This is a genomic window from Haloarchaeobius amylolyticus (assembly GCF_042678045.1).
GTDB lineage: Archaea > Halobacteriota > Halobacteria > Halobacteriales > Natrialbaceae > Natrinema > Natrinema amylolyticus_A.
In genome coordinates this window covers 128,119-148,179 of the sequence record NZ_JBHUDI010000001.1, presented here as the reverse complement: position 1 = coordinate 148,179, position 20,061 = coordinate 128,119, and the positions used below count along the sequence as shown (strand labels likewise).

Below are 20,061 nucleotides of genomic sequence, written 5' to 3'. Positions count from 1 at the left end.
TGTGTATGCCTACCGTGCGGGATATACGAGAGAAGGCAGGCGAAGAGCCGATCACGATGTTGACGGCCTACGACGCGCCGACGGCGGCGATCGTCGACGCGGCCGGCACCGATATCATCCTCGTCGGTGACAGTCTCGGGAACACGAGTCTGGGATACGAGACGACGCTGCCAGTGACCGTCGACGATATGATTCGTCACACCGCCGCGGTCGCGCGCGCGACAGACGACGCCCTCGTCGTCGCCGACATGCCCTTCCTCTCGATCGGGGTCGACGAGTCGGACAGCATCGAGCACGCCGGGCGGATGCTCAAGGAAGCTGACGCCCACGCGGTCAAACTCGAGTGTGGACCTCACACCGTCGAACTGACCGAGAAACTGGTCCAGCTCGGGATTCCGGTGATGGCACACCTCGGACTGACTCCCCAGCACGTCAACCAGTACGGCGGCTATCCACGGCAGGGAACCGAACAAGAAGCCGCCGAACGGATCCTCGAGCTGGCTGAAGCTCACGCGGACGCCGGGGCGTTCTCGCTCGTACTCGAACACGTCCCCGCGAATCTCGCAGCGGACGTGACGACGGCGCTGGATATCCCGACGATCGGGATCGGTGCCGGGCCGGACTGTGACGGACAGGTACTCGTCATCGACGATGTCGTCGGTCTGAGCGAGTGGTCGCCCTCGTTCTCGAAACAGTTCGGCAACGTCCGCGCGGAGATGGAGTCGGCCGTCGACGACTACGTCTCGGCCGTCGAAGACGGTGCGTTCCCCGCCGAGGAACACAGCCACGAGGAAGCCGATCTCGAAGATCTCTACTGAGAGTGCCGATCGTCGTCCGCGAGCCTGCCCGACTGCGCGGGGTCTCCTGACGGCAGGCCAGCCGTGAATCGGTCGCCAGTACCACACGGTCGGATTGCTCTCGCATAACCAATAATATGTGGTAATATAGCATATAGGTGTAGTGTCGATATAGGGCCAGTGTTTATATATTCGGACGGTGGAGGTGCAGCCACAACGCGAGGATCGCACCCATGCACGATTCACCGATGGGAGTTACGCCCGAATCGACCACCGAACACGCGTCGCGGCTTCAGCACATTACCGTCGAACAGGACGACGTGGCGGCGTGTACGATGTTCCCACAGCACGCCGACGAAAACGCGGCCGCGACGCAATGGATCACCGCGACTGCCGATTCGTTCGTCTCCCTCGAGGACCGGCGGTAACTCATACGGTTTGCTGTTCCGATATCCCGAGCATCCGCAAGGCAGGTCGCGGGCCCGCCAGCACCGACTGACAGGAGTATCACAGCGCGGGCTACAAGTCGACGGGTAGTCCCGACGCATGTGACACACCGCTCTCCCGTGTGCTGTCCGACCGCCCTACTCGACGGTCGCCGTGAGAAACTCGTCGATAGCTTCGTTGAACGCCGCCGGCTGTTCGACCATCGCCAGATGTGCCGCGTCGTCGAGTTCGGCCAGCTCGCATTCGTCGATCTCGTCAGCGAGATACTCGTGGAACCACGGTGGCGTCAACTGGTCGTACTCACCGTACACTGCGAGCGAGGGGGTGTCGATCTCCCCGAGGCGATCACGAACGTCGAACTCGTGGCTCGTAAGGAAGTCCCGCTGTGTGACCCCCTGCCCAGTGTCGTACATCTGCGCCATCGAGCGCTCGCGCAGTTTCGGGTCGGGATCGTGAAGGAGCCGATCCGGCCCGTGCAGGAACTCGACCGCTCGCTCGAAGTCGGACTCGAGCCACCGCAACAGATCCTCGAGAACGCCGAGGCGAGCCCCCGTCCCTGCCAGGACGGCCGCTGCAGGATCGAAGTCGCGCTCGAGCAAGATCTGTAACACGACAGCGCCGCCAAGCGAGTTCCCGACGAGGACCGCCGCATCAGTGTCGTCGACGACGGCCAGCACGTCATCGGTATACGCCGACAGTGCGGTGTAGCCGGCACTCGCGTCGACATCGTCCGAGTCACCGTGGCCGCTCAAATCGAGCGTAACGATCGGATAGCGATCGGCGAGTGCGTGCTGGCCGTTCCAGACGTCGCGTGTTCCCCCGCTTCCGTGGACGAAGCAGATCGGCGGTCCGTCACCGCCCCGGTCGACGACCTCGTATGCCGTCTCCCGATCGTTGTGTGATACCGTTTCCATACATGATGAACGAGCGGAACGGATATAAAGGCTCGAGCCACCACACACCGGCGACCGCCAGCAGCGACGATTTATCTGGGCCTGGGTAATCAGTAGATAGCTCGAGTCGACCGGAAATCGCTATGCCTCGCTGTGAACCACAAACAGAGTTCTCTCGGAGTGATTCGCTCCCGTCTTGCGATTGGCGGCGAAGCATTTATATATTCCTGGTGCTTACCTTGGGTTAGTTGAAGCATGACTCTCGACCAATTCACCCGTGAAGAGGGGCAGTTAGCCCGTCGGTACGAGTACGACGATACGACGGTCATGGCCGTCGACTTCGGCACCGAGGCGACTGACGCCTCGGTCGATGTCGTCGACGATACCGTCATCATCGTCGTCGCTGACGACCAGTACGAGATCGATCTTCCCGCCAGCGTCGAAGACGCGCACACGTTTATGAAAAACGGCGTGCTCACTGTCGAACTGGAGGACGAACGATGAAACTCACCGTCAAGCCACTCAAGCAGAAGGATGCCGGTCGCGGACTGGCCGCGATCGACCGCGTCTCGATGAACGAACTCGACCTCGAGAACGGCGACTACATCGTCATCTCGGGCAACGGTGACGGGCAGGCTGTCGCGCGCGTCTGGCCCGGCTACCCCGAAGACGAGGGACGCGGGATCGTCCGGATCGACGGTCGCCTCCGACAGGAAGCCGACGTCGGGATCGACGACACCGTCAGCGTCGAGCCCGCCGACGTCAAACCCGCCAAATCGGTTACCGTCGCGCTCCCGCAGAACCTCCGTATTCGGGGGGACATCGGCCCGCTCGTCCGTGACAAGCTAAGCGGCCAGGCCGTCACTGAGGGCCAGACGGTACCGTTCTCGCTGTCGTTCGGGCCGATGGCCAGCTCCGGTCAGTCGGTCCCACTGAAGATCGCGAGCACCTCGCCGTCGGGCACCGTCGTCATTACGGACTCGACGAGCATCGAGATCTCCGAGACGCCGGCCGAACAGGTCAGCGCCGGCGGCGGCCCGTCGGCCGAGGGCGTTCCAAACGTCACCTACGAGGACATCGGTGGGCTCGACGACGAACTCGATCAGGTCCGCGAGATGATCGAGCTGCCGATGCGCCACCCCGAGCTGTTCCAGCAACTCGGTATCGAACCGCCGAAAGGCGTCCTCCTACACGGCCCACCGGGCACCGGGAAGACGCTGATGGCGAAAGCCGTCGCCAACGAGATCGACGCCCACTTCGAGACGATCTCCGGGCCGGAGATCATGTCGAAGTACTACGGTGAAAGCGAGGAGCAACTCCGCGAGGTCTTCGAGGAGGCCGAGGAGAACGCTCCCGCGATCATCTTCATCGACGAACTCGACTCGATCGCCGCCAAGCGCGAGGAGGCCGGTGGCGACGTCGAACGGCGCGTGGTCGCCCAACTCCTCTCGCTGATGGACGGCCTCGAGGAACGGGGCCGGGTCACCGTCATCGGCGCGACCAACCGCGTCGACGCGCTCGACCCCGCACTGCGGCGTGGCGGTCGTTTCGACCGCGAGATCGAGATCGGCGTCCCGGACAAGGAAGGCCGCAAGGAGATCCTGCAGGTCCACACTCGCGGGATGCCCCTCGACGAGTCCATCGATCTCGAGCACTACGCCGAGAACACCCACGGCTTCGTCGGGGCCGACCTCGAGAGTCTGGCCCGCGAGAGCGCGATGAACGCGCTCCGGCGCATCCGGCCCGAACTCGACCTCGAGAGCGAGGAGATCGACGCCGACGTCCTCGAGTCGCTGGAGGTCAACGAGGCGGACGTCAAAGAGGCGCTCAAGGGTATCCAGCCCTCCGCGATGCGCGAGGTCTTCGTCGAGGTCCCCGACGTCACGTGGAACGACGTCGGCGGCTTAGAAGACACCAAAGAGCGCCTGCGCGAGACGATCCAGTGGCCGCTCGACTACCCCGAAGTCTTCGAGCAGATGGACATGGAGGCCGCCAAGGGCGTGCTCATGTATGGCCCGCCGGGCACCGGGAAGACCCTGCTCGCGAAGGCGGTCGCTAACGAGGCCCAGTCGAACTTCATCTCGATCAAGGGCCCCGAACTGCTCAACAAATACGTCGGCGAGTCCGAGAAAGGGGTCCGCGAGGTCTTCGAGAAGGCGCGGTCGAACGCACCGACCGTGATCTTTTTCGACGAGATCGACTCGATCGCGGGCGAACGCGGCCAGCGCCAGGGTGACTCCGGCGTCGGCGAACGCGTCGTCTCCCAGCTGCTGACCGAGCTCGATGGGCTCGAGGAACTCGAGGACGTCGTCGTGATCGCGACGACCAACCGCCCGGACCTGATCGACAGCGCCCTGCTCCGTCCGGGTCGGCTCGACCGCCACGTCCACGTGCCGGTCCCCGACGAGGACGGCCGCAAGAAGATCTTCGAGGTCCACACCCGCGGCAAGCCGCTGGCCGACGCGGTCGACCTCGAGTGGCTCGCGAGCGAGACGGACGGCTACGTCGGTGCCGACATCGAGGCAGTCTGCCGTGAGGCCTCGATGGCCGCCAGCCGCGAGTTCATCAACTCAGTCGACCCCGACGAGATGGCCGACACCGTTGGCAACGTCCGCATCAGCAAGGAGCACTTCGAGCACGCACTCGAGGAGGTCAACCCGAGCGTGACCCCCGAGACGCGCGAGCAGTACGAGGAGCTCGAAGAGGAGTTCCAGCAGGCCGAACCGACCCAGGACGAACAGCTCGGTCGGACCTTCCAGTAAGGTCGATCGTCGCGGCCCGCGACACTCACTTGGGTCCGTTTTTTCGCGATCACGTTCGGCTGATCTCTTTCTCCGCAGACGGTCTGCCGTAACTGTTTGGTCGTGCAAAACGATCTCGAGTTTGCTCTCAGCAACTCATACGGATTCCTCTCAGTCATTACCGGGGCACCCGCGACCCGTCGCGGGTACCCCAGGATACCGCGATAGCAGACCGTATCAGACCACGTGAATTGGAACGCTGACTGACCGTCAATCGCGTCGACAACGTACCAGCTACCAGACGTAGGCAGTATCGTCGACGCGACAGGCACCCGCCTCGCCAGTCGTGCGACCGACGTCGCAATCGTAGACACACAGACGCAGTCAGCGTATCGTTCCCAGTATACACCCGGGCGTCCTCAGGCCCGAATTTCGCTGGATGCGGACCGGCCATGCGTCACGGTCCAGACGGTCCTCCCTTCGAGAAATAAGAAAAGCTACATCGATGGGGGCGCTGCACTTTCCCGTGCCTACGCGCCGCCAGTATCTCACGGGTCTTGCGGGAGGCCTCGCTGTCGGCACCATCGCCCGCGCAGACGACATCCGCCGCTATAAAAACCGTTCCTCACTTCGATTTCTCACCGCCCCTGAACGATTCGTCCAACCGAAGAAAACAGAACACACTCCCGACCTCCGATACTTCATCCGCCACTTCACCCAGCGAACCGACTCAGCATATGGTCTGTACGATGTCGTCACCGATGTTGAAACCGTCCAGCGGACCAAAGAGGGGGACTGTGCAGACCTCGCAAATTTCATCGCAAGTTGGCTCCTCCATCGCCGAGACACCGACGTTCAATTGCTCGTCCTCCGACCAACAGCAGAGATCGCATAGGCACACGTCGCCGTGATCAACGAGAGTCACGTGTACGACGCCACGGGGCACTATCGGTCGGTCGATCAGTATGTGGACTACTCCTCGATGAAACCCGTCGCACGAACAACCATCCGCCAGACCGGGTAGGTCCCGTTCAGAGCCGCAGGACCGTCTTCTCGACGGCTCATATGTGGATGTAGCCCGCGAACGTGGCTATGAGTGCCGTACACAATCCTACCGAAAACCGACGAAACCTCGCAACGTTGCCGAGCGACTTCGACAGCAACCAATGGGGAACGAGTACGATGCATCCGATACGTTCCTAGCGCGGAGGATCGGTGAACGAATCGGAGATGATGCGTTTGTCAACCCCTCACAAAATGAATAGATTTCGATAAGATCGGCCTCAATCAGGACGGTTCGCTATGCCGATATTGAGAGTCGTGTTGCTCGTGGAGAATCCTGCAATTGACCCCGTATACCAGAGTGTGCGCTTCTCGCCGGGTTGTAGAGTAACCTCCACTTCGGGAAGATTGCCACCACCGCCACCAGACATCGACTGGTCTTGCCCAATAATCACGGTCTGTGTCTGCTCTGCGGTGCCGCCCTCAGTGTCCATTTCCTGTCCCTGCGTTACAACGATGCGCTGGCTCTGATCCCCTTGAGCAGATTGTCCGCCGGCAGTGCCGCCTGACTGTTGCGGTTGGCCGTAGCGGTCGTATCCGAGTCGCCCGGTGACTCGCAGCGTTGCTGTTCCGCCTGTCCCATTGGGACACGCTTGAATCGTAACCGCGCCACTTGACCAGTCTTTTCCGGTTAGGCTTTCGTCACTACAGCCGCGCGTTCGCACCCGTCCGTCCGCACCGCAATCGACGTTCTGGGTGGTCGCCGTGGCAGTTCCGGTCAGCGTGGAGAAACCAGTCGCTACTCCGAGCGCGCCGAGCAGGTTGCGGCGGTTGACAGGGGAGTCGGTGACGCTCGTATCATCGTTTTTGGTCGTGGAATTGGCTGGATTGGGCGTCATAGGGTTGGTCTGGATTCATCGCGGTCGCTCGCGCGTTACAGGAGAAACCTGTTCACGAACGACTGTTTATAGCTTCCCAGCAGATAGAACGGTTAACAATCGCCTCGAGTGATACATTCCTGCAGCGTGTCATAAAAGGGCACTCACACGGTGATCACGATACTTCCTGGATCGTCTGAAGTGTTCAGTCGGTTCTATCCGTTCGAGTCGACTCCTCGTTTCACGTGGGGCGATGACGAGACGGCTGCCAGAATCTTTCGCCACGATAGATGGTGCACGATCGATTATGTCATCCCTCTGTGAGGATTTTCATCCGATAGTTCTGAGACAGTAGTGTGATGCTGCCCCTCATGTGATAGCCGACTCGAACGAGACCCTTCGACCGGGAATTGGAAGTGTTAATCTCCGAAATGGGGCTTTCGAGCAATTACTCGTGGGTAGATGACACGCCGTTCAAGTACTCCATGACGAGCTGTTCTTCGGCGCGTCGCAGTCGGTACGAGAGCGTCGACCGTGGCATGTCCAGTTTCGACGCCAGTTCGTCGAGCGTGATCTCGCTCGGCGCCCGGTAGTACCCGTGGCGGGCGGCCGCGCGTAACGCCGTCCGCTGGTCGGGGTCGAGCGAGACCCTCCCGAGCGAGTCGTGTCCCCATCGGTCGGCGTCGCGGAGGTGACCCATGTGGAAGGAGAGTTCGGACCGCAAGTTCGCGCTGAGGGCGTCGTAGAGCAGGCCGATATTCTCGTCCGACCGCATCAGGATGCGCCACTTGTGCCGGCCCTTCAGCCGGCGGGAACAGAGAAGCGACCCTCGCGGGAGATACCGACCGGCGAGCATCTGGATTGATTTGCCGCCGCTGATTCTCTCGACGTATGTGTAGAACACCCGCTCCTCGTCGGATCGCTCCAGGATCTCGTGGTGTCCCGTGGTGAGACAGTCCGTCTCGGTCACCGACTCCGTTCGTGCGTCCTCGTCGAGGTGGAGCCGTTCGGCAGCGTCGAGCGCCGCCGTCGGCCCGCTGAGACGCTCGATGCGCCAGAAGCCTTCGTCGTTCACACAACCGTGTAATCCCCGTGCGACGAGCGACGGATGGTCGATGAACACATCCATCATTGGATCGATGCCGGCCTCGTAGTCGATGCTGAACGTGAATTCGCGCATCACGCATCCTCCGGTTCGTCATAGGGACTCGACAACACACCATCGAACTCCGCTGACGAGCGCAAAAGGATTTCCACAGGTGTGGATTGTCCTTCGACAACCTAATTATTATTTATGTGGGTATTGGCCATGTTGGCACATACCATGAGCACCGACGAACCCAATCAGTCGACCGACGCACATGGGCACGAACATCACGAGGTAGAGGGGCCGGGGTATCCGACGCCAGCGGCGATGCGCACCGAGTCGGAACACGAGAAGACTGCCTTTGTCATGGGGCTCCGGGTCGGCATGGACGTGGACGAACCCGACTTCGTCGGCGTCGTCGATGTCGACCCGGATTCCGAGACGTACAGCGAACTGATCGACACGGTCGAGATGCCGAATAAGGGCGACGAACTCCACCACTTCGGCTGGAATACCTGTTCCTCTTCCTGCCACGCCGAGGGGCTGGTCCGGGACCATCTGATCGTCCCCGGCCAGCGCTCCTCGCGCATCCACATCATCGACGCCTCTGACCCGCGCAGCCCGGCAATCGAGAAGGTCATCGAACCGGAGGAGGTGTTCAAGCACGACCTCTCGGCGCCGCACACGGTCCACTGCGTTCCCGAGGGAAAAATCGTCATCAGTATGCTCGGGAACGCCGACGGCGAACTCCCGGGCGGGTTCCTCCAGCTCGACCAGGACGACTTCTCCATCGACGGCCACTGGGAGATCGACCGCGGCGACATGGAGATGAACTACGACTACTGGTATCAGCCCCGTCACGGCGTGATGCTGTCGACGGAGTGGGCGGCGCCGGAAACCTACTACCCGGGCTTCGACTTGGACGACGTCGAAGACGGTAAGTACGGCGACAGCATCCACGTCTGGGACTGGGAGACAAAAGAACACCAGCAGACGCTGACCTTCGGCGAGGAGGGGCTCATCCCGCTTGAGATCCGGATGCCCCACAACCCCGAGGAGACTGAGGGCTACGTGGGCGCCGCGCTCTCTTCAAACATCCTCCGATTCTGGGAGGCGGAGGACGGCCGCTGGGAGTGGGAAAAGGTCATCGACGTTGAGGACCGCGAACATCCCGACTGGGACATGCCCGTGCCGGGACTGGTGACGGACATCCTCCTATCGCTCGACGACCAATACATGTTCTTTTCGAACTGGCTCCATGGCGACGTGCGGATGTACGACATCAGCGACACGGGGAACCCGCGATTGGTCGACCAGTGCTGGGTCGGGGGCAACTTCGCCGAGCGCCGGTCCGTCGGCGGCCACGACGTCCGCGGCGCGCCCCAGATGCTCCAACTCTCCCGGGACGGCCGACGGCTCTACTGGACCACCTCCCTGTTCTCCTCGTGGGACAACCAGTTCTACCCAGAAATCGGGGAACAGGGGTCGCTGATGATGAAAGCAGACGTGTACCCCGAGGAGGGGCGGATGGAACTCGACGAGGAGTTCGTCGTCGACTTCGGAGACGCCCCCGGCGGCCCGGCCCGCGCCCACGAGATTCGCTGGCCCGGTGGCGACTGTACCAGCGACGTCTGGCAGTAGTTGCCGATGCCCCACACAGTCACTCTGGAGTGGCGCGACGGCCGGGAGGCCACCGTCGAGGTCCGGGAGGCCGAGACGGTCATCGACGCTACTGAGCGTGCAGGCCTCGGCGTCCCCTACGGCTGTCTGTACGGTGCTTGCGCCACCTGCACTGGACGCCTGCTGGAGGGAGACCTCGTCCACGTCAAACGGCCGCGGGGGTTGAAACCCAAACACCGCCAGGACGGTTACGTTCTGCTCTGTGTGGCCGAACCACGCTCCGACTGTCGGATCGAGGTGGGTGCGGAGATGCAGGCCGACCTCGTGCCGAATCCGTGGAAATGAGTTCGATCGCCCGACGCGCGGCCGCTGCCGCACTCGGTGTCGCCCTCCCGTCGACGCCAGCGACCGCCCACGGCGCGACCACCGCCGCGACGGGTCTCTCCTTCCCGCTTGTCGTCGCTGGCGTCGTCCTTGTCAGTCTGCTCGGCGGCGGTTTCGTCTTGGGCGCGTGCGACCGACTTCCGTGGTCGCCGGGGCGAGCGGCTCTCCCAGTTCTCGTGTTCGCGCTCGGCGCTGCGGCGCTGGCGCTCGCCGCCACGCAGGAAACGGCAGCGACCCTCGTCGGCACAGCAGCCGGCGTTGGCGTCGTCTCTGTCACCCGCGATGCGGCGATCACGGACTGCGGTACCTGTGAGTTGCCGATTCAGATTTCAGGGAGATCTATCTATTTGAGGATTATTGATCGAACGATCTACAACAAAATAGCGAGACCTGAGCGGCCACACTTGAGACGAGTTTGATGCTCACCGACGTAACTTAACCGGTTTTCGGGGAGCGAAACCTTCCGGTAGAAGGTCTGAAAGTGGGAAAATGCTCCGACAGGGATTCGAACCCTGGTCATTGCCGTGAGAGGGCAATATGATTGGCCGGACTACACCATCGGAGCGGGCTTCGTCTTCACTCAATCGTAGAGCGGTGTTATGTTTAAGGATTCCGTTTCGATAGCGGAGTGGGAAATAGTCGCACGAGAGTGACTGTCAGTTCTCACTCTTCGAACGGCGATTTCGTGGCCTCGGGCTCGAAGCCCTCGAGACTAATGATGTTTTCGCGGCCGACGCGGAGTTTGCTGATGGTGCCGTCGTCTTCCATATCCGAGAGCAGCATGCTGACCTTGGATTTCGACCAGCCGGTTTCCTCGACGATGTTGACCTGTTTCATCCGGCCGCCGTTCTCGCGGATGAGTTTGACGACGCGGTCTTCGTCCGTCAGGAGTTCCTCGTCGGTGACCGAGTCAGCGTCTGCGGCGGACTTGTCAGCCGCGTCGACTGGGGCTGGCGCGGGCTGTGGCGATTCGGCTTCGACGGAGGAGTCTCTGTCGGTTGGCTCACCGGCCCCGGCCCCGGGTCCATACCGTCGATACCAGATCACGGCTGCGGCGGCGAGGCCGAGCCCGAAGAGGGCTCCGAGGAGATACCAGCCGGGACCGATGCCGCCGATCGTCGTGATCAATCCTGTATCCTCACTTCCGGGGCGGTCGAACACTGCCCGGGGGCGGCCGTCGATGAACTCTCGCGGACCATCCCACCAAACGGACGCTGCGTCCTCGAGCGAACTGCCGGCGTACTGTCCATCGGAGGGCTCGATCGATTGGAACGTGAGATCGCCGCCGGCCTCGATCACGATCGTCTGGGTGGGGCCGAGCGGGAGGTTTTCGAAGACGTCGCCGACGACGATTCGGTCGCCGTCGACGAGTGCAAAGTTTTCCCACGTGAACGACATTTCGACGACACCCGTCGCCGTGAACTGATCTTCGATCCGTGTGGTGCGGCGGAAGTTCGTCGCTTCCATCTCCCGACCGGTCTCCTGCTGTCCGGATTCGACCATTCGCTCCGACTGGTCGGTGAATTCTTCGTAGAGATCCGTCTCGTTGGTTTCGAACTCCGTGCGCCACTCGTTGAAGTTCTCCCTGGCAGCAGTCGCGTTGTCTTCGTTTGCGAACCGCTGTTTGTATCGGAACGTCCACGTCGCGCTGCCGTTTTCGTGAACGACGATCTCGAACGTCGTGTTGTCGAAACTCTGTCGCTCCTGGATGGCGAACTGGCTCTCATCCGGCGGGGTGGCTATCGCCGTGGGTTGTGTCTCCGCGGCCGGCGGAGCGGCATGCCCGGTGTCGGCCACCGCGATCGGTCCGCTGACCCCGGCAACGAGCGTCAAGACGATGAGAACGACGAATCCGACGGTGCCCGGCCGGTTCATTCGTCTACCCACTACGTGTCGGAGCTAAAAATGCTTGTGAATAGCGAGACGGATGGCAGAAACGGCCGATAGTGGCTGTACACGTGCGACGAGTACCGTCTCGCTCGGTTGCGGCGGTTCCCGTCACGCTTGACCTGTGTCGACACCCACAAATCGATCGACTGTGTAGCAGGGCTCATGATCTCGAATCTCGCACAGGGTGTGCAGGCGTTTACCAGCAATGTCTTTCTCGTGACCGGCGAGCGATCCGTCCTCGTCGATACGGGCGCGAACTTCGACGTCGTCGCGGCCGTTTCCGAGCGCGTCGACGACCTCGAGGCCGTTATCCTGACCCACACGCACCGCGACCACGTCGGGAACCTCGAGGCAGTCAAAGACGCCTTCGATGTCGACGCCTGGGGGTACGACACCGCGGTCGACGGCGTCGACCACGCGATCGCGGACGAGGAGACGGTTCAGCTGGGAGATCACGACTACGTTGCGCTCCACACGCCCGGGCACAAAAACGACCACCTCTGCTTTTACTCGGACGACGCGAGCGTGCTGTTCGCGGGCGATTTGATCTTCCAGAACGGAAGTTTCGGCCGTACCGATCTCGAGGAAGGCGATCGGCCGACGCTAATCGAGAGCATCGACCGCGTGCTCGAGTGGATCGATCCTGACCTCGAAGAGATGCACACGGGCCACGGACCGAGCGTGACGAGCGAGCCCTACGGGCACGTCGAACTCTCGGCGCAGATGGCTTGCCAGGCGTAAGCGAGCGTCAGACCCGTCCAGCGGCGTCGAGAAGTGAATCGTACGCGTCCGCGTACGCGCGAGCGATCCGCGCGGGATCGTCCCGGTCTGCCTTGCCAAGAGGAGGCAGTCGAACGCGCGCGAGCGGCTCGAGATAGTCGAGGACGTCAGGGACGCGCTTCTCGATGGCCCCGTCCCTGGGGCTCGAGCTGGCGATCTCGCAGGCTCGACAGTAGCGGTCGCCGTCGTAGACGCGGACGCGGCCGGGCTCGACGGCAGCGACGGCGGCGACCTGCGCCGGATCGAGCGACGACAGCGGCAGTGCGATGTCGCTGTAGGACTCGACGACGGCGACATCGGCGTCCTCGATCTCGGTCGCCAGGCGGTCGAACGCCGGGACGTACTCCCGCTCGGCGAGGTCGTTGAACTCCGCGACGGTTTCGACGGGAACGGCGTCTGAAAGGGGGAGCGCGTCAGCGACTGAATCCGGGATCTCGACGGTCGCGTTGCGGACGAACAGCGCATCCCCGGGATCACGGCCGATCCGGTCGACGACGAACTCGCGGTCGTTTCGGCCGAGGAGGCCGCTGCCGCCGCCGGGGCTAGGCTGCCAGAGCCGATGGACGGGGTTGAGCCGTTCGGGCGGTCGGTCGCGGCCGTCGGCCGCCGAGAGCCGCGCCGCGTCTTTACCGTAGAGTCGCCCATCGGCGAGGGCGCGTCGACAGTCGTCGTGGTCGAACCAGAAGTCGTTGCCGGCGCGGGGTTTGTAGCCGACCGCGCCGGTGCGCTCGAGCAGGCCGGCCGAAAACGTCGTCTTGCCGGCGTCGACGCGGTCGGCACCGACCACGAGGAGGATCATTCTTTCAGGCCGTAGTAGCCGGGTTCGTCCTCGTCGCGGGGCTCGGCGACCACGAGGTCGTCGGCGTTGGTCATGATCCACGGGATCGCCCAGTCGAGCAGGATGTCCTCGGTCTCGCGGTCGATATCGGCATCGGGCTCGAGACCCTGCAGCAGTCGTGCGATCTCGTAGACGGTGTACATCTGGTCGTCTTCGAGCAGCTCCGCCGGCGTGTAGAAGTCACACGGCGGGAGGTTCTCGAACTCGGATTTGGGAACGGGCATACACGTCCGTACCGGCGGCCGGTGCCTAAAGGGTTCGTTCGCGCTCGAGCGCGAGCGGTGATGTGACCCAGCGCCATACGGCCTACTGTACGTCAGTACCGGTGCAACCGCGACCGCCCTGCGGTTGTACCGGTAAACCGGTACACCAAACCGTCTCACTCGTCTCGCGTGCCCCCCTCGAGGTAGTGTTTGATGCGGTCCCGGCTGGATTCGGCCACCTTGACGAACTCGACGACGCGCTCGCCGTCTTCGCGACGGTCGGCCTCGACATCAATCGTCATCGACTGGTCGTGCAGGTGGTCGAAGAGTGCGTCGATCGATTCAGCGTCGCCCCTGACCGTGTGTCGGTGGCCGATCGTCTCGCCGTCGTCGACGTCCTGGATGGCTTCGACCATCGGTCGAAGGATCGATTCACCGAGGTCGTGTGCGCGCTCCTGGAGTCGATCCTCGTCTTCGTCGAACTCGGCGGCCTGAAACGCCTCCCGGATGAGCCGCGAGAAGACGAAATCCCGGCCGTGGTCGAACGGCAGCGAGAACGCGTAGGCGAGTTCGTCGTGGTGCTGGGCTTCGGTCGTATACTTGACCATCGCATCACCGGGTTCCGATTTCATCACGACGCCCTCCCGACTCGCCGCGTCGAGTTCATCGATGGCGTCGCGAACGGTCTCGGCGGCGGATTCCGGCGGTGCCCGTCCGAACAGCCGCGGCTGGTTGAAGTCGTACATCTCACAGATCGCACGACGATCGGCCACGGGAAGCGGCTCGCCCGTCTCGCGGTCGCGAACGCCAAAGACACGGAAGTCGTGGGTGTCGATCCCCTCGTAGTCGGTGGTCGTGTAGGGTGTCTCCGGCCCGACGAGCTCGGCACAGAGGGTCTTCTCCGGATGCTCGTCGAAGAAGGCCTCGAGCGACAGCAGTTTCCGCGCCCGCGCGGTCGTGTACGGACAGATGTAGCCGCTTCTGGTAAACGCAAGCGGCTCGCCGACGTCCGCGATCCGGACGTTGAACCCGTCGAGTTTCTCCTCGACGACGACGGTCTCGCGATCCTCGAAGAACGATTGGACCCCCGGCTCGAGCACGAGCAGCCGTGGGATGCTCGGATACCCCCTGATAATGGCATCGGCGTCCTCGACGATGACGGTCCCGCGCTCGAGGCCGTGGCGTGCGTCCGAGAGGACGTGATACGTTCGACCGTCGAACGACCGCTGCTCGAAGTGCTCGAAGAGATCGGCCGACTCGTCGGTCGTCGCACCGAGGCGCTCGAGGTACGCGTCGCGGTCCATACATCGACTCACACCGCTGACCGTCAAAAACACCGGGTTGGCCCCGCTCAGTTCGTCGGAACCGGGGTGAGGCCTATGTAGCTCACGGTCCAATCGAGACGTATGTCCGGTGACCTCCCGCGCCAGCGGTTCGTCCTCGATACCTCGCTGTTCATCACCGAGGAGATCCGTCGTGACGACGAGTCGCTCGAGGCGGCCGTGCTCCGTCTGCTCGATCTGGTGGCGACCGCACGTCTCGAACTCAACATCTCCTGTTACGTGCCGCCGTCGATCCACGACGAACTGGGGACGATGTTGCGCGAGCGCGACGTCGACGATACCGTGTTCTCGCGGCTCGACACCTGGGTCGTCCGCAAGAGCCCCGACCGCTACGGCGTCACGATTCCTGCGAACGTCGTCTACAACTTCATCGACGAGATGAGCGACCGGGTCGACCGCGGCCTGCGGGTCTCGGAAGAGGCCATCCGCGAGGTCGAACAGCTCGATCCGGACGACCTCACGCGAGACGCCGATGACGGCGAACGGGAGGCATACATGACCGAAGCCGATCGCGTCCTGTCGAATCTGCGTGACAAGTATCGCCGCGCGCTCCGGCAGGGCGTGCTCGACTCCCGCGAAGATTTCGACTTGCTCATTCTCGCGCGCGAACTCGATGCCGGCGTCGTCACGGAGGATCGGGGCATCATCTCGTGGGCCGACGAGTTCGGGCTGCGCTACGTCCGTGGCGGACAGTTCCCGACGTTGCTCGAGGAGTACCTGCGCGCGACCGGGGCCACGGACGACGAGTGATCACACCACCACGTCACCAGACGAGCCACTCGAGTGCGAGCACGACCGCGGCGAGGAAGACGTGTTCGCCGTCGACGACGAACCCGTAGTACAGCGGGCCGCGGTCGGGTGTCGCGAACGGAATGTACGCACAGACGTAGGCGTTCATCGCGAGCACGACGAGAAATCGCTGTGGAACCACGTCCGCCACCACGAGAGCGACGACCGCCGCGGCGACGGCAACGGTCGCGACCAGCGACCAGACGCGCGTCGCGTGCGGGCCGAACTGGTTCGGGACCGTCGGAATGTCTTCCTCGCGGTCGCCCTCGATGTCTTTGACGTCGAAGATCACCGCGGCGATGGTGATCATGACCGTCACGTAGGCGAAGACGAACTGAATCTCGAGCGTCCAGAGTTGCTGGTAGTAGTAGCCGACGCCGAGCGGCAGCATGCCCCAGGCGAGCCCGACGAAGAGGTTCTTGACGAGAAAGATCTGTTTGACGCCGCCGACGGAGTACAGCAGTGCGACCGCAAGCGGGAGCAACAGATACACAGCCCCCGAGAGTCCGAGCGCGACGGCGCTCCCGATCGCGGCGAGGTAGAGCGCGATTCCGGCTGCCAGCCAGACGCGGCCGTACCGCTTCGTAAACGCCGCGCGATCCGGAACATTTTGTTCGTCTTCCTCGAGATCGGTAAACCGGTTGACGGTGTAGACGAACATTGTCGCCGCGAAGACGATAAACAGCGGCAGGGGCTCGAGGGGAAGCTCCGCGAGGACAACGGTGGTGACGACGACGCTGACGGTCGCCAGTGAGATAAAGAGGTTACTGTGGACCAGCAATCGGAGCGCGGTCGTGATCGACGACGCCCACCCCGAAGGACGACGGATTGTGCTCGGGTTGGTCACGAGGGAGCCCTTGCCCAAAGTAGGGACAGCCGAAGTTTGAATGCTGTGTCGGATGGCGGACAGTGGCACCGGTCGCGCAACGGATAGATATGGCGATAAATCGTTATATATGCGCGAATATGGCTCCATGGGGGCCAGTAGCGAGCGGAAACTGGCAGGATTTAAGCAAGGGCGGAACGGCCCTTCGAATGGTATGAAATTACACGAGTACCAGGCGAAGCAGGTCTTCGCCGATGCCGGGGTACCGACGCCGGACTCGCAGCTGGCGTCCGACGTCGATGGCGTCGTCACCGCGGCCGAGGAGATCGGCTATCCAGTCGCGGTCAAGGCGCAGGTACAGGTCGGTGGTCGAGGGAAAGCCGGCGGGATCAAACTCGCCGACGACGAAGACGAAGCCCGCGAGGCAGCCGAATCCATTCTCGGAATGGATCTCAAAGGCTACCACGTGGACCGCGTCCTCGTCGAGGAAGCGGTCGACTTTACCGACGAACTCTACGTCGGCATCACGATGGACCGCGGCGAGGGCAAGCCCGTCGCGATGGTCTCGACCAAGGGTGGCGTCAACATCGAGGAGGTCGCCGAGGAAGATCCCGACGCAATCGCCCGCGAGCACATCGACCCCGCCTTCGGGATGCATCCCTACCAGGCCCGCAAGGCCGTCTACGACGCCGGTGTCGACCAGTCGGTCGCCCGTGACGTCTCGAGCGTGCTCACCACGCTCTATCAGCTCTGGGACGACAAGGACGGCGCCGACGCCGAGATCAACCCGCTGATGGTCACCTCCGACGACGAGGTCATCGCGGCCGACGCCGTGATGAACATCGACGAGGACGCGCTGTTCCGCCAGCCCGAACTCGCCGAGATGGAAGAGGAAGCCGCCGGCGGCGACGAACTCGAGCAGAAGGCAGACGAGTACGGCTTCGACTACGTCCGCCTCGAGGGCAACACGGGGATCATCGGCAACGGTGCCGGCCTCGTGATGACGACGCTGGACCTCGTCGACTACTACGGCGGCGAACCAGCCAACTTCCTCGACGTCGGTGGCGGTGCGAAAGCCGACCGGATCGCGAACGCACTCGACATGGTCTTCTCCGACGACAACGTCGAGAGCGTCGTCTTCAACATCTTCGGCGGCATCACCCGCGGCGACGAGGTCGCCAAAGGGATCAACGAAGCACTCGAGCAGTTCGACGAGATTCCCAAGCCAGTCGTCGTGCGACTGGCCGGCACCAACTGGGAGGAAGGTATGGAAATTCTCAACGAGGACCTCGTGACGGTCGAACAGACCCTCGAGGATGCGGTCCAGCGTGCTGTCGAGTACGCTGAGGAGGTGAGCGAATAATGAGCGTACTAGTCGACGACGACACGCGCGTCGTGGTACAGGGCATCACCGGCGGGGAAGGCAAGTTCCACGCCGAACAGATGATGGAGTACGGCACCAACGTCGTTGCCGGCGCGGTCCCCGGCAAGGGCGGCCAGGAAGTCAGCGGCGTGCCGGTCTACGATACGGTCCACGAAGCAGTCGAGGAAGAAAACGCCGACACCTCGGTCATCTTCGTCCCGCCGGCGTTTGCCGGCGACGCGATCTTCGAATCGCTCGACTCGGGCCTCGACCTCGCGGTCGCGATCACGGAAGGCATCCCGACCCAGGACATGGCCCGTGTCAACAAGCGCCTGACCGAGACCGACACGCGACTTATCGGCCCGAACTGTCCTGGCCTCATCACCCCCGGCGAGGCCAAACTCGGCATTCTCCCCGGGAACATCTTCTCGGAGGGGAACGTCGGTCTCGTCTCCCGCTCGGGCACCCTGACCTACCAGGTCGTCGACAATCTGACCAACCGTGGCATCGGGCAGACGACCGCCATCGGCATCGGCGGCGACCCGATCATCGGCACCGACTTCGTCGACGCCCTCGAGCTGTTCGAGAACGACCCCGACACCGACGCGATCGTCATGTGCGGTGAGATCGGTGGCGAAGACGAGGAAGAGGCAGCCGCGTTCATCGACGAGCACGTCGACACGCCGGTCGCCGGCTTCATCGCCGGCCGCACCGCGCCGCCGGGCAAGCGCATGGGCCACGCCGGTGCGATCGTCTCCGGCTCCGGCACCGGTACCGCCGAGAGCAAGATTTCGGCACTCAACGACGCCGGCGTCCCCGTCGGCGACACCCCCGAGGAAGTCGCCGACCACATCGAAGAGTTCCTCAACTAACGCAGTCGAGGAGCGTTCGAGGCGGTTCTGACTCGACGACTCTGACTGACCGCCTCTCCGTTCGCTCGGTTCGATCGCGCTCGCGTCACGAACGTGTCCGGTCACCGGTATGGCGGCCATGACCCGACGCTCGCTTGCAGCAGGATCATAGACGACTTCCTGGTACCGACAGGCATGCCTGCGTGGCTCGAGTGTGACAACTGCGGAAATGAACATACGATTCCGGATCGGGCCGACACACCCGGCGGCGGCACGTGCTGTCCCGAGTGCGGCGAGCGCCCGTACACGGTTCGGAGAGAAGGACTCGCGTGGCACCCGGATCCGTAAGCGAGCAGATGGGAAGGGGAGACGCTCGACTATGCGTAGGCGCGGTTCCTAGAGCAGTCCGCCCAACGTTTTGCGGAGTTTCGAGAGCGGGCCAGTCGCGTCGTCGGGACGATCCGAGTTAGCTGCTGCGTCGTCGCCCGTCGCGGATTCGGACGCAGCGGAGTCATCTCCCAGTTCGGATGCTTGGTCAACGGAGTCGTCTTCGTCGGCGTCGATGGAGCCGTCGTCATCACTCTCGACGGGTTCGTCATCGTCACCATCGATAGAGTCGTCTTCGTCACTCTCGATGCCGTCGTCCCCGGGGATGTCGTCACTCGAGACCGGTCGCTCCGCGGAACTGTCGTTCTCCTCGGTGTCGGCCGTCGATGGCGAGGACGCAGTCTGTGGCTCGTCAGCAGGCGTGTCTGTCGCGTCGGGAGCGGACGCTGTCGTAGCGTCGTCGGTGGGGACCTCACTGTCGACGTCGGTTTCAGTGTCGTTTTCGCTCGAGGACGGTGAGTCGGTGTCGCTCGTGGCCGACTCGTCCGTCTCGGAGCTGCTGTCTGTCTCCTGTTCTCCCTCGTCGGCATCGGGATCGATCCAGAGGAACTCGCCGTCGTCGTCCTTCGAGCGGCCGGTGAGCAGGAGATCGGCGAGTTCGTCATCGTCGGCCAGCAGGTCCGCATCGACCGGCGTATCGGGTTCGGGATCGGGCTCGTCCGCACTCGCGATGATATCGTCCGGGCTCTCGTCGGCGAGGATCGTGTCGGTATCGTCCTCGTCGCCGGTCTCGACCCGCGGCTCGTCCCCCGACTCGACGTCCGATTCGATCTCCCCGAACAGGTCGTCGCTCGAGCCCACGTCGAACCCGGCGTCGCCCGCTTGTGTGTCTATCGTACTATCTGTCATGCGCTCGCTCTGTAGTAGTGGATTATCACGAGACTTTAATTTTTGGAATTTTTTCAGTCCAGTCAAATTACATCGATGACGTATTAGTCTACT

The 20,061-nt window shown here is 63.0% G+C and carries 21 protein-coding genes and 1 tRNA gene; 12 read left to right on the top strand and 10 right to left on the bottom strand.

Features of this window, described 5'->3' with window-relative positions; translation table 11 throughout:
- The first annotated feature begins 5 nt into the window (after positions 1-5).
- Both panB and ACFR99_RS00705 read left to right on the top strand, forming a co-directional pair.
- Entirely contained in the window at positions 6-818 is an 813-nt protein-coding gene (gene panB, locus ACFR99_RS00710) for a 3-methyl-2-oxobutanoate hydroxymethyltransferase (protein WP_390283311.1), read from the top strand.
- Between the two features lie 212 nt (positions 819-1,030).
- Complete coding sequence (locus tag ACFR99_RS00705) at positions 1,031-1,225, top strand: DUF7511 domain-containing protein (protein WP_390283309.1); 195 nt, start codon at positions 1,031-1,033, stop codon at positions 1,223-1,225.
- A gap of 156 nt (positions 1,226-1,381) precedes the next feature.
- Here the strand turns inward: ACFR99_RS00705 and ACFR99_RS00700 are convergent, their stop codons facing one another.
- Positions 1,382-2,158: an alpha/beta fold hydrolase gene (locus ACFR99_RS00700; RefSeq protein WP_390283307.1), complete on the bottom strand. Its 777-nt coding sequence runs from the start codon at positions 2,156-2,158 to the stop codon at positions 1,382-1,384.
- Positions 2,159-2,392: 234 nt separating this feature from the next.
- On the opposite strand from ACFR99_RS00700, the gene ACFR99_RS00695 reads away from it, so the two are divergent.
- The 3 genes from ACFR99_RS00695 to ACFR99_RS00685 all read left to right on the top strand — a co-directional run bounded on the left by ACFR99_RS00695 (position 2,393) and on the right by ACFR99_RS00685 (position 5,773).
- On the top strand, positions 2,393-2,641 hold the full coding sequence (locus ACFR99_RS00695; RefSeq protein WP_390283305.1) for a DUF7127 family protein: 249 nt from the start codon (positions 2,393-2,395) through the stop codon (positions 2,639-2,641).
- On the top strand, positions 2,638-4,899 hold the full coding sequence (locus ACFR99_RS00690; RefSeq protein ID WP_390283303.1) for a CDC48 family AAA ATPase: 2,262 nt from the start codon (positions 2,638-2,640) through the stop codon (positions 4,897-4,899). Before ACFR99_RS00695 ends, ACFR99_RS00690 begins: the two co-directional genes overlap by 4 nt.
- 505 nt (positions 4,900-5,404) lie before the next feature.
- Positions 5,405-5,773: a hypothetical protein gene (locus tag ACFR99_RS00685; protein WP_390283301.1), complete on the top strand. Its 369-nt coding sequence runs from the start codon at positions 5,405-5,407 to the stop codon at positions 5,771-5,773.
- 388 nt (positions 5,774-6,161) lie between these two features.
- Here ACFR99_RS00685 and ACFR99_RS00680 read toward each other — a convergent pair whose 3' ends face one another.
- Together ACFR99_RS00680 and ACFR99_RS00675 are read right to left on the bottom strand one after the other, a co-directional pair.
- Positions 6,162-6,779, bottom strand: a complete 618-nt coding sequence (locus ACFR99_RS00680) for a hypothetical protein (RefSeq protein WP_390283299.1) — start codon at positions 6,777-6,779, stop codon at positions 6,162-6,164.
- 427 nt (positions 6,780-7,206) lie between these two features.
- Entirely contained in the window at positions 7,207-7,938 is a 732-nt protein-coding gene (locus tag ACFR99_RS00675; RefSeq protein ID WP_390283297.1) for a helix-turn-helix domain-containing protein, read from the bottom strand.
- 144 nt (positions 7,939-8,082) lie between these two features.
- Here ACFR99_RS00675 and ACFR99_RS00670 point away from each other — a divergent pair, with 144 nt between their 5' ends.
- Genes ACFR99_RS00670 through ACFR99_RS00660 form a run of 3 tightly spaced genes read left to right on the top strand, consistent with a single transcriptional unit; the run spans position 8,083 to position 10,268 of the window.
- Entirely contained in the window at positions 8,083-9,486 is a 1,404-nt protein-coding gene (locus ACFR99_RS00670) for a selenium-binding protein SBP56-related protein (protein ID WP_390283295.1), read from the top strand.
- A gap of 6 nt (positions 9,487-9,492) precedes the next feature.
- Positions 9,493-9,810 (top strand): 2Fe-2S iron-sulfur cluster-binding protein, encoded by a 318-nt coding sequence (locus tag ACFR99_RS00665; protein WP_390283293.1) that lies wholly within the window; start codon positions 9,493-9,495, stop codon positions 9,808-9,810.
- Positions 9,807-10,268 (top strand): hypothetical protein, encoded by a 462-nt coding sequence (locus tag ACFR99_RS00660; protein ID WP_390283291.1) that lies wholly within the window; start codon positions 9,807-9,809, stop codon positions 10,266-10,268. The genes ACFR99_RS00665 and ACFR99_RS00660 overlap by 4 nt, the downstream gene beginning before the upstream one ends.
- Before the next feature lie 71 nt (positions 10,269-10,339).
- Here the strand turns inward: ACFR99_RS00660 and ACFR99_RS00655 are convergent.
- Together ACFR99_RS00655 and ACFR99_RS00650 are read right to left on the bottom strand one after the other, a co-directional pair.
- Positions 10,340-10,414 (bottom strand) — tRNA-Glu (locus tag ACFR99_RS00655).
- 98 nt (positions 10,415-10,512) lie between these two features.
- Positions 10,513-11,724 (bottom strand): helix-turn-helix transcriptional regulator, encoded by a 1,212-nt coding sequence (locus ACFR99_RS00650; protein ID WP_390283289.1) that lies wholly within the window; start codon positions 11,722-11,724, stop codon positions 10,513-10,515.
- Between the two features lie 177 nt (positions 11,725-11,901).
- Between ACFR99_RS00650 and ACFR99_RS00645 the strand changes: the two genes are divergently transcribed.
- On the top strand, positions 11,902-12,480 hold the full coding sequence (locus tag ACFR99_RS00645) for an MBL fold metallo-hydrolase (protein ID WP_390283287.1): 579 nt from the start codon (positions 11,902-11,904) through the stop codon (positions 12,478-12,480).
- Positions 12,481-12,487: 7 nt separating this feature from the next.
- Here the strand turns inward: ACFR99_RS00645 and ACFR99_RS00640 are convergent, their stop codons facing one another.
- From ACFR99_RS00640 to ACFR99_RS00630, 3 genes are all read right to left on the bottom strand, one after another.
- Entirely contained in the window at positions 12,488-13,318 is an 831-nt protein-coding gene (locus tag ACFR99_RS00640; RefSeq protein WP_390283285.1) for an ATPase, read from the bottom strand.
- Positions 13,315-13,581 carry a DUF5827 family protein gene (locus tag ACFR99_RS00635; protein ID WP_008012466.1) on the bottom strand — a complete coding sequence of 89 codons (267 nt, stop codon included), beginning with the start codon at positions 13,579-13,581 and terminating at the stop codon, positions 13,315-13,317. Before ACFR99_RS00635 ends, ACFR99_RS00640 begins: the two co-directional genes overlap by 4 nt.
- 155 nt (positions 13,582-13,736) lie before the next feature.
- On the bottom strand, positions 13,737-14,864 hold the full coding sequence (locus ACFR99_RS00630) for an RNA ligase (RefSeq protein WP_390283282.1): 1,128 nt from the start codon (positions 14,862-14,864) through the stop codon (positions 13,737-13,739).
- 102 nt (positions 14,865-14,966) lie between these two features.
- Between ACFR99_RS00630 and ACFR99_RS00625 the strand changes: the two genes are divergently transcribed.
- The gene (locus ACFR99_RS00625) at positions 14,967-15,653 is read left to right on the top strand and encodes an RNA ligase partner protein (protein ID WP_390283281.1); all 687 of its coding nucleotides are present in this window, start codon (positions 14,967-14,969) and stop codon (positions 15,651-15,653) included.
- Positions 15,654-15,666: 13 nt separating this feature from the next.
- On the opposite strand, the gene ACFR99_RS00620 is transcribed toward ACFR99_RS00625, so the two are convergent.
- The gene (locus tag ACFR99_RS00620) at positions 15,667-16,539 is read right to left on the bottom strand and encodes a UbiA family prenyltransferase (protein WP_390283279.1); all 873 of its coding nucleotides are present in this window, start codon (positions 16,537-16,539) and stop codon (positions 15,667-15,669) included.
- A gap of 193 nt (positions 16,540-16,732) precedes the next feature.
- Between ACFR99_RS00620 and sucC the strand changes: the two genes are divergently transcribed.
- Both sucC and sucD read left to right on the top strand, forming a co-directional pair.
- Complete coding sequence (gene sucC / locus ACFR99_RS00615; protein ID WP_390283277.1) at positions 16,733-17,881, top strand: ADP-forming succinate--CoA ligase subunit beta; 1,149 nt, start codon at positions 16,733-16,735, stop codon at positions 17,879-17,881.
- Positions 17,881-18,753: a succinate--CoA ligase subunit alpha gene (gene sucD / locus ACFR99_RS00610; RefSeq protein WP_390283275.1), complete on the top strand. Its 873-nt coding sequence runs from the start codon at positions 17,881-17,883 to the stop codon at positions 18,751-18,753. Before sucC ends, sucD begins: the two co-directional genes overlap by 1 nt.
- Positions 18,754-19,128: 375 nt before the next feature.
- Here the strand turns inward: sucD and ACFR99_RS00605 are convergent, their stop codons facing one another.
- Positions 19,129-19,968 (bottom strand): hypothetical protein, encoded by an 840-nt coding sequence (locus ACFR99_RS00605; RefSeq protein WP_390283273.1) that lies wholly within the window; start codon positions 19,966-19,968, stop codon positions 19,129-19,131.
- Between the last annotated feature and the right edge of the window lie 93 nt (positions 19,969-20,061).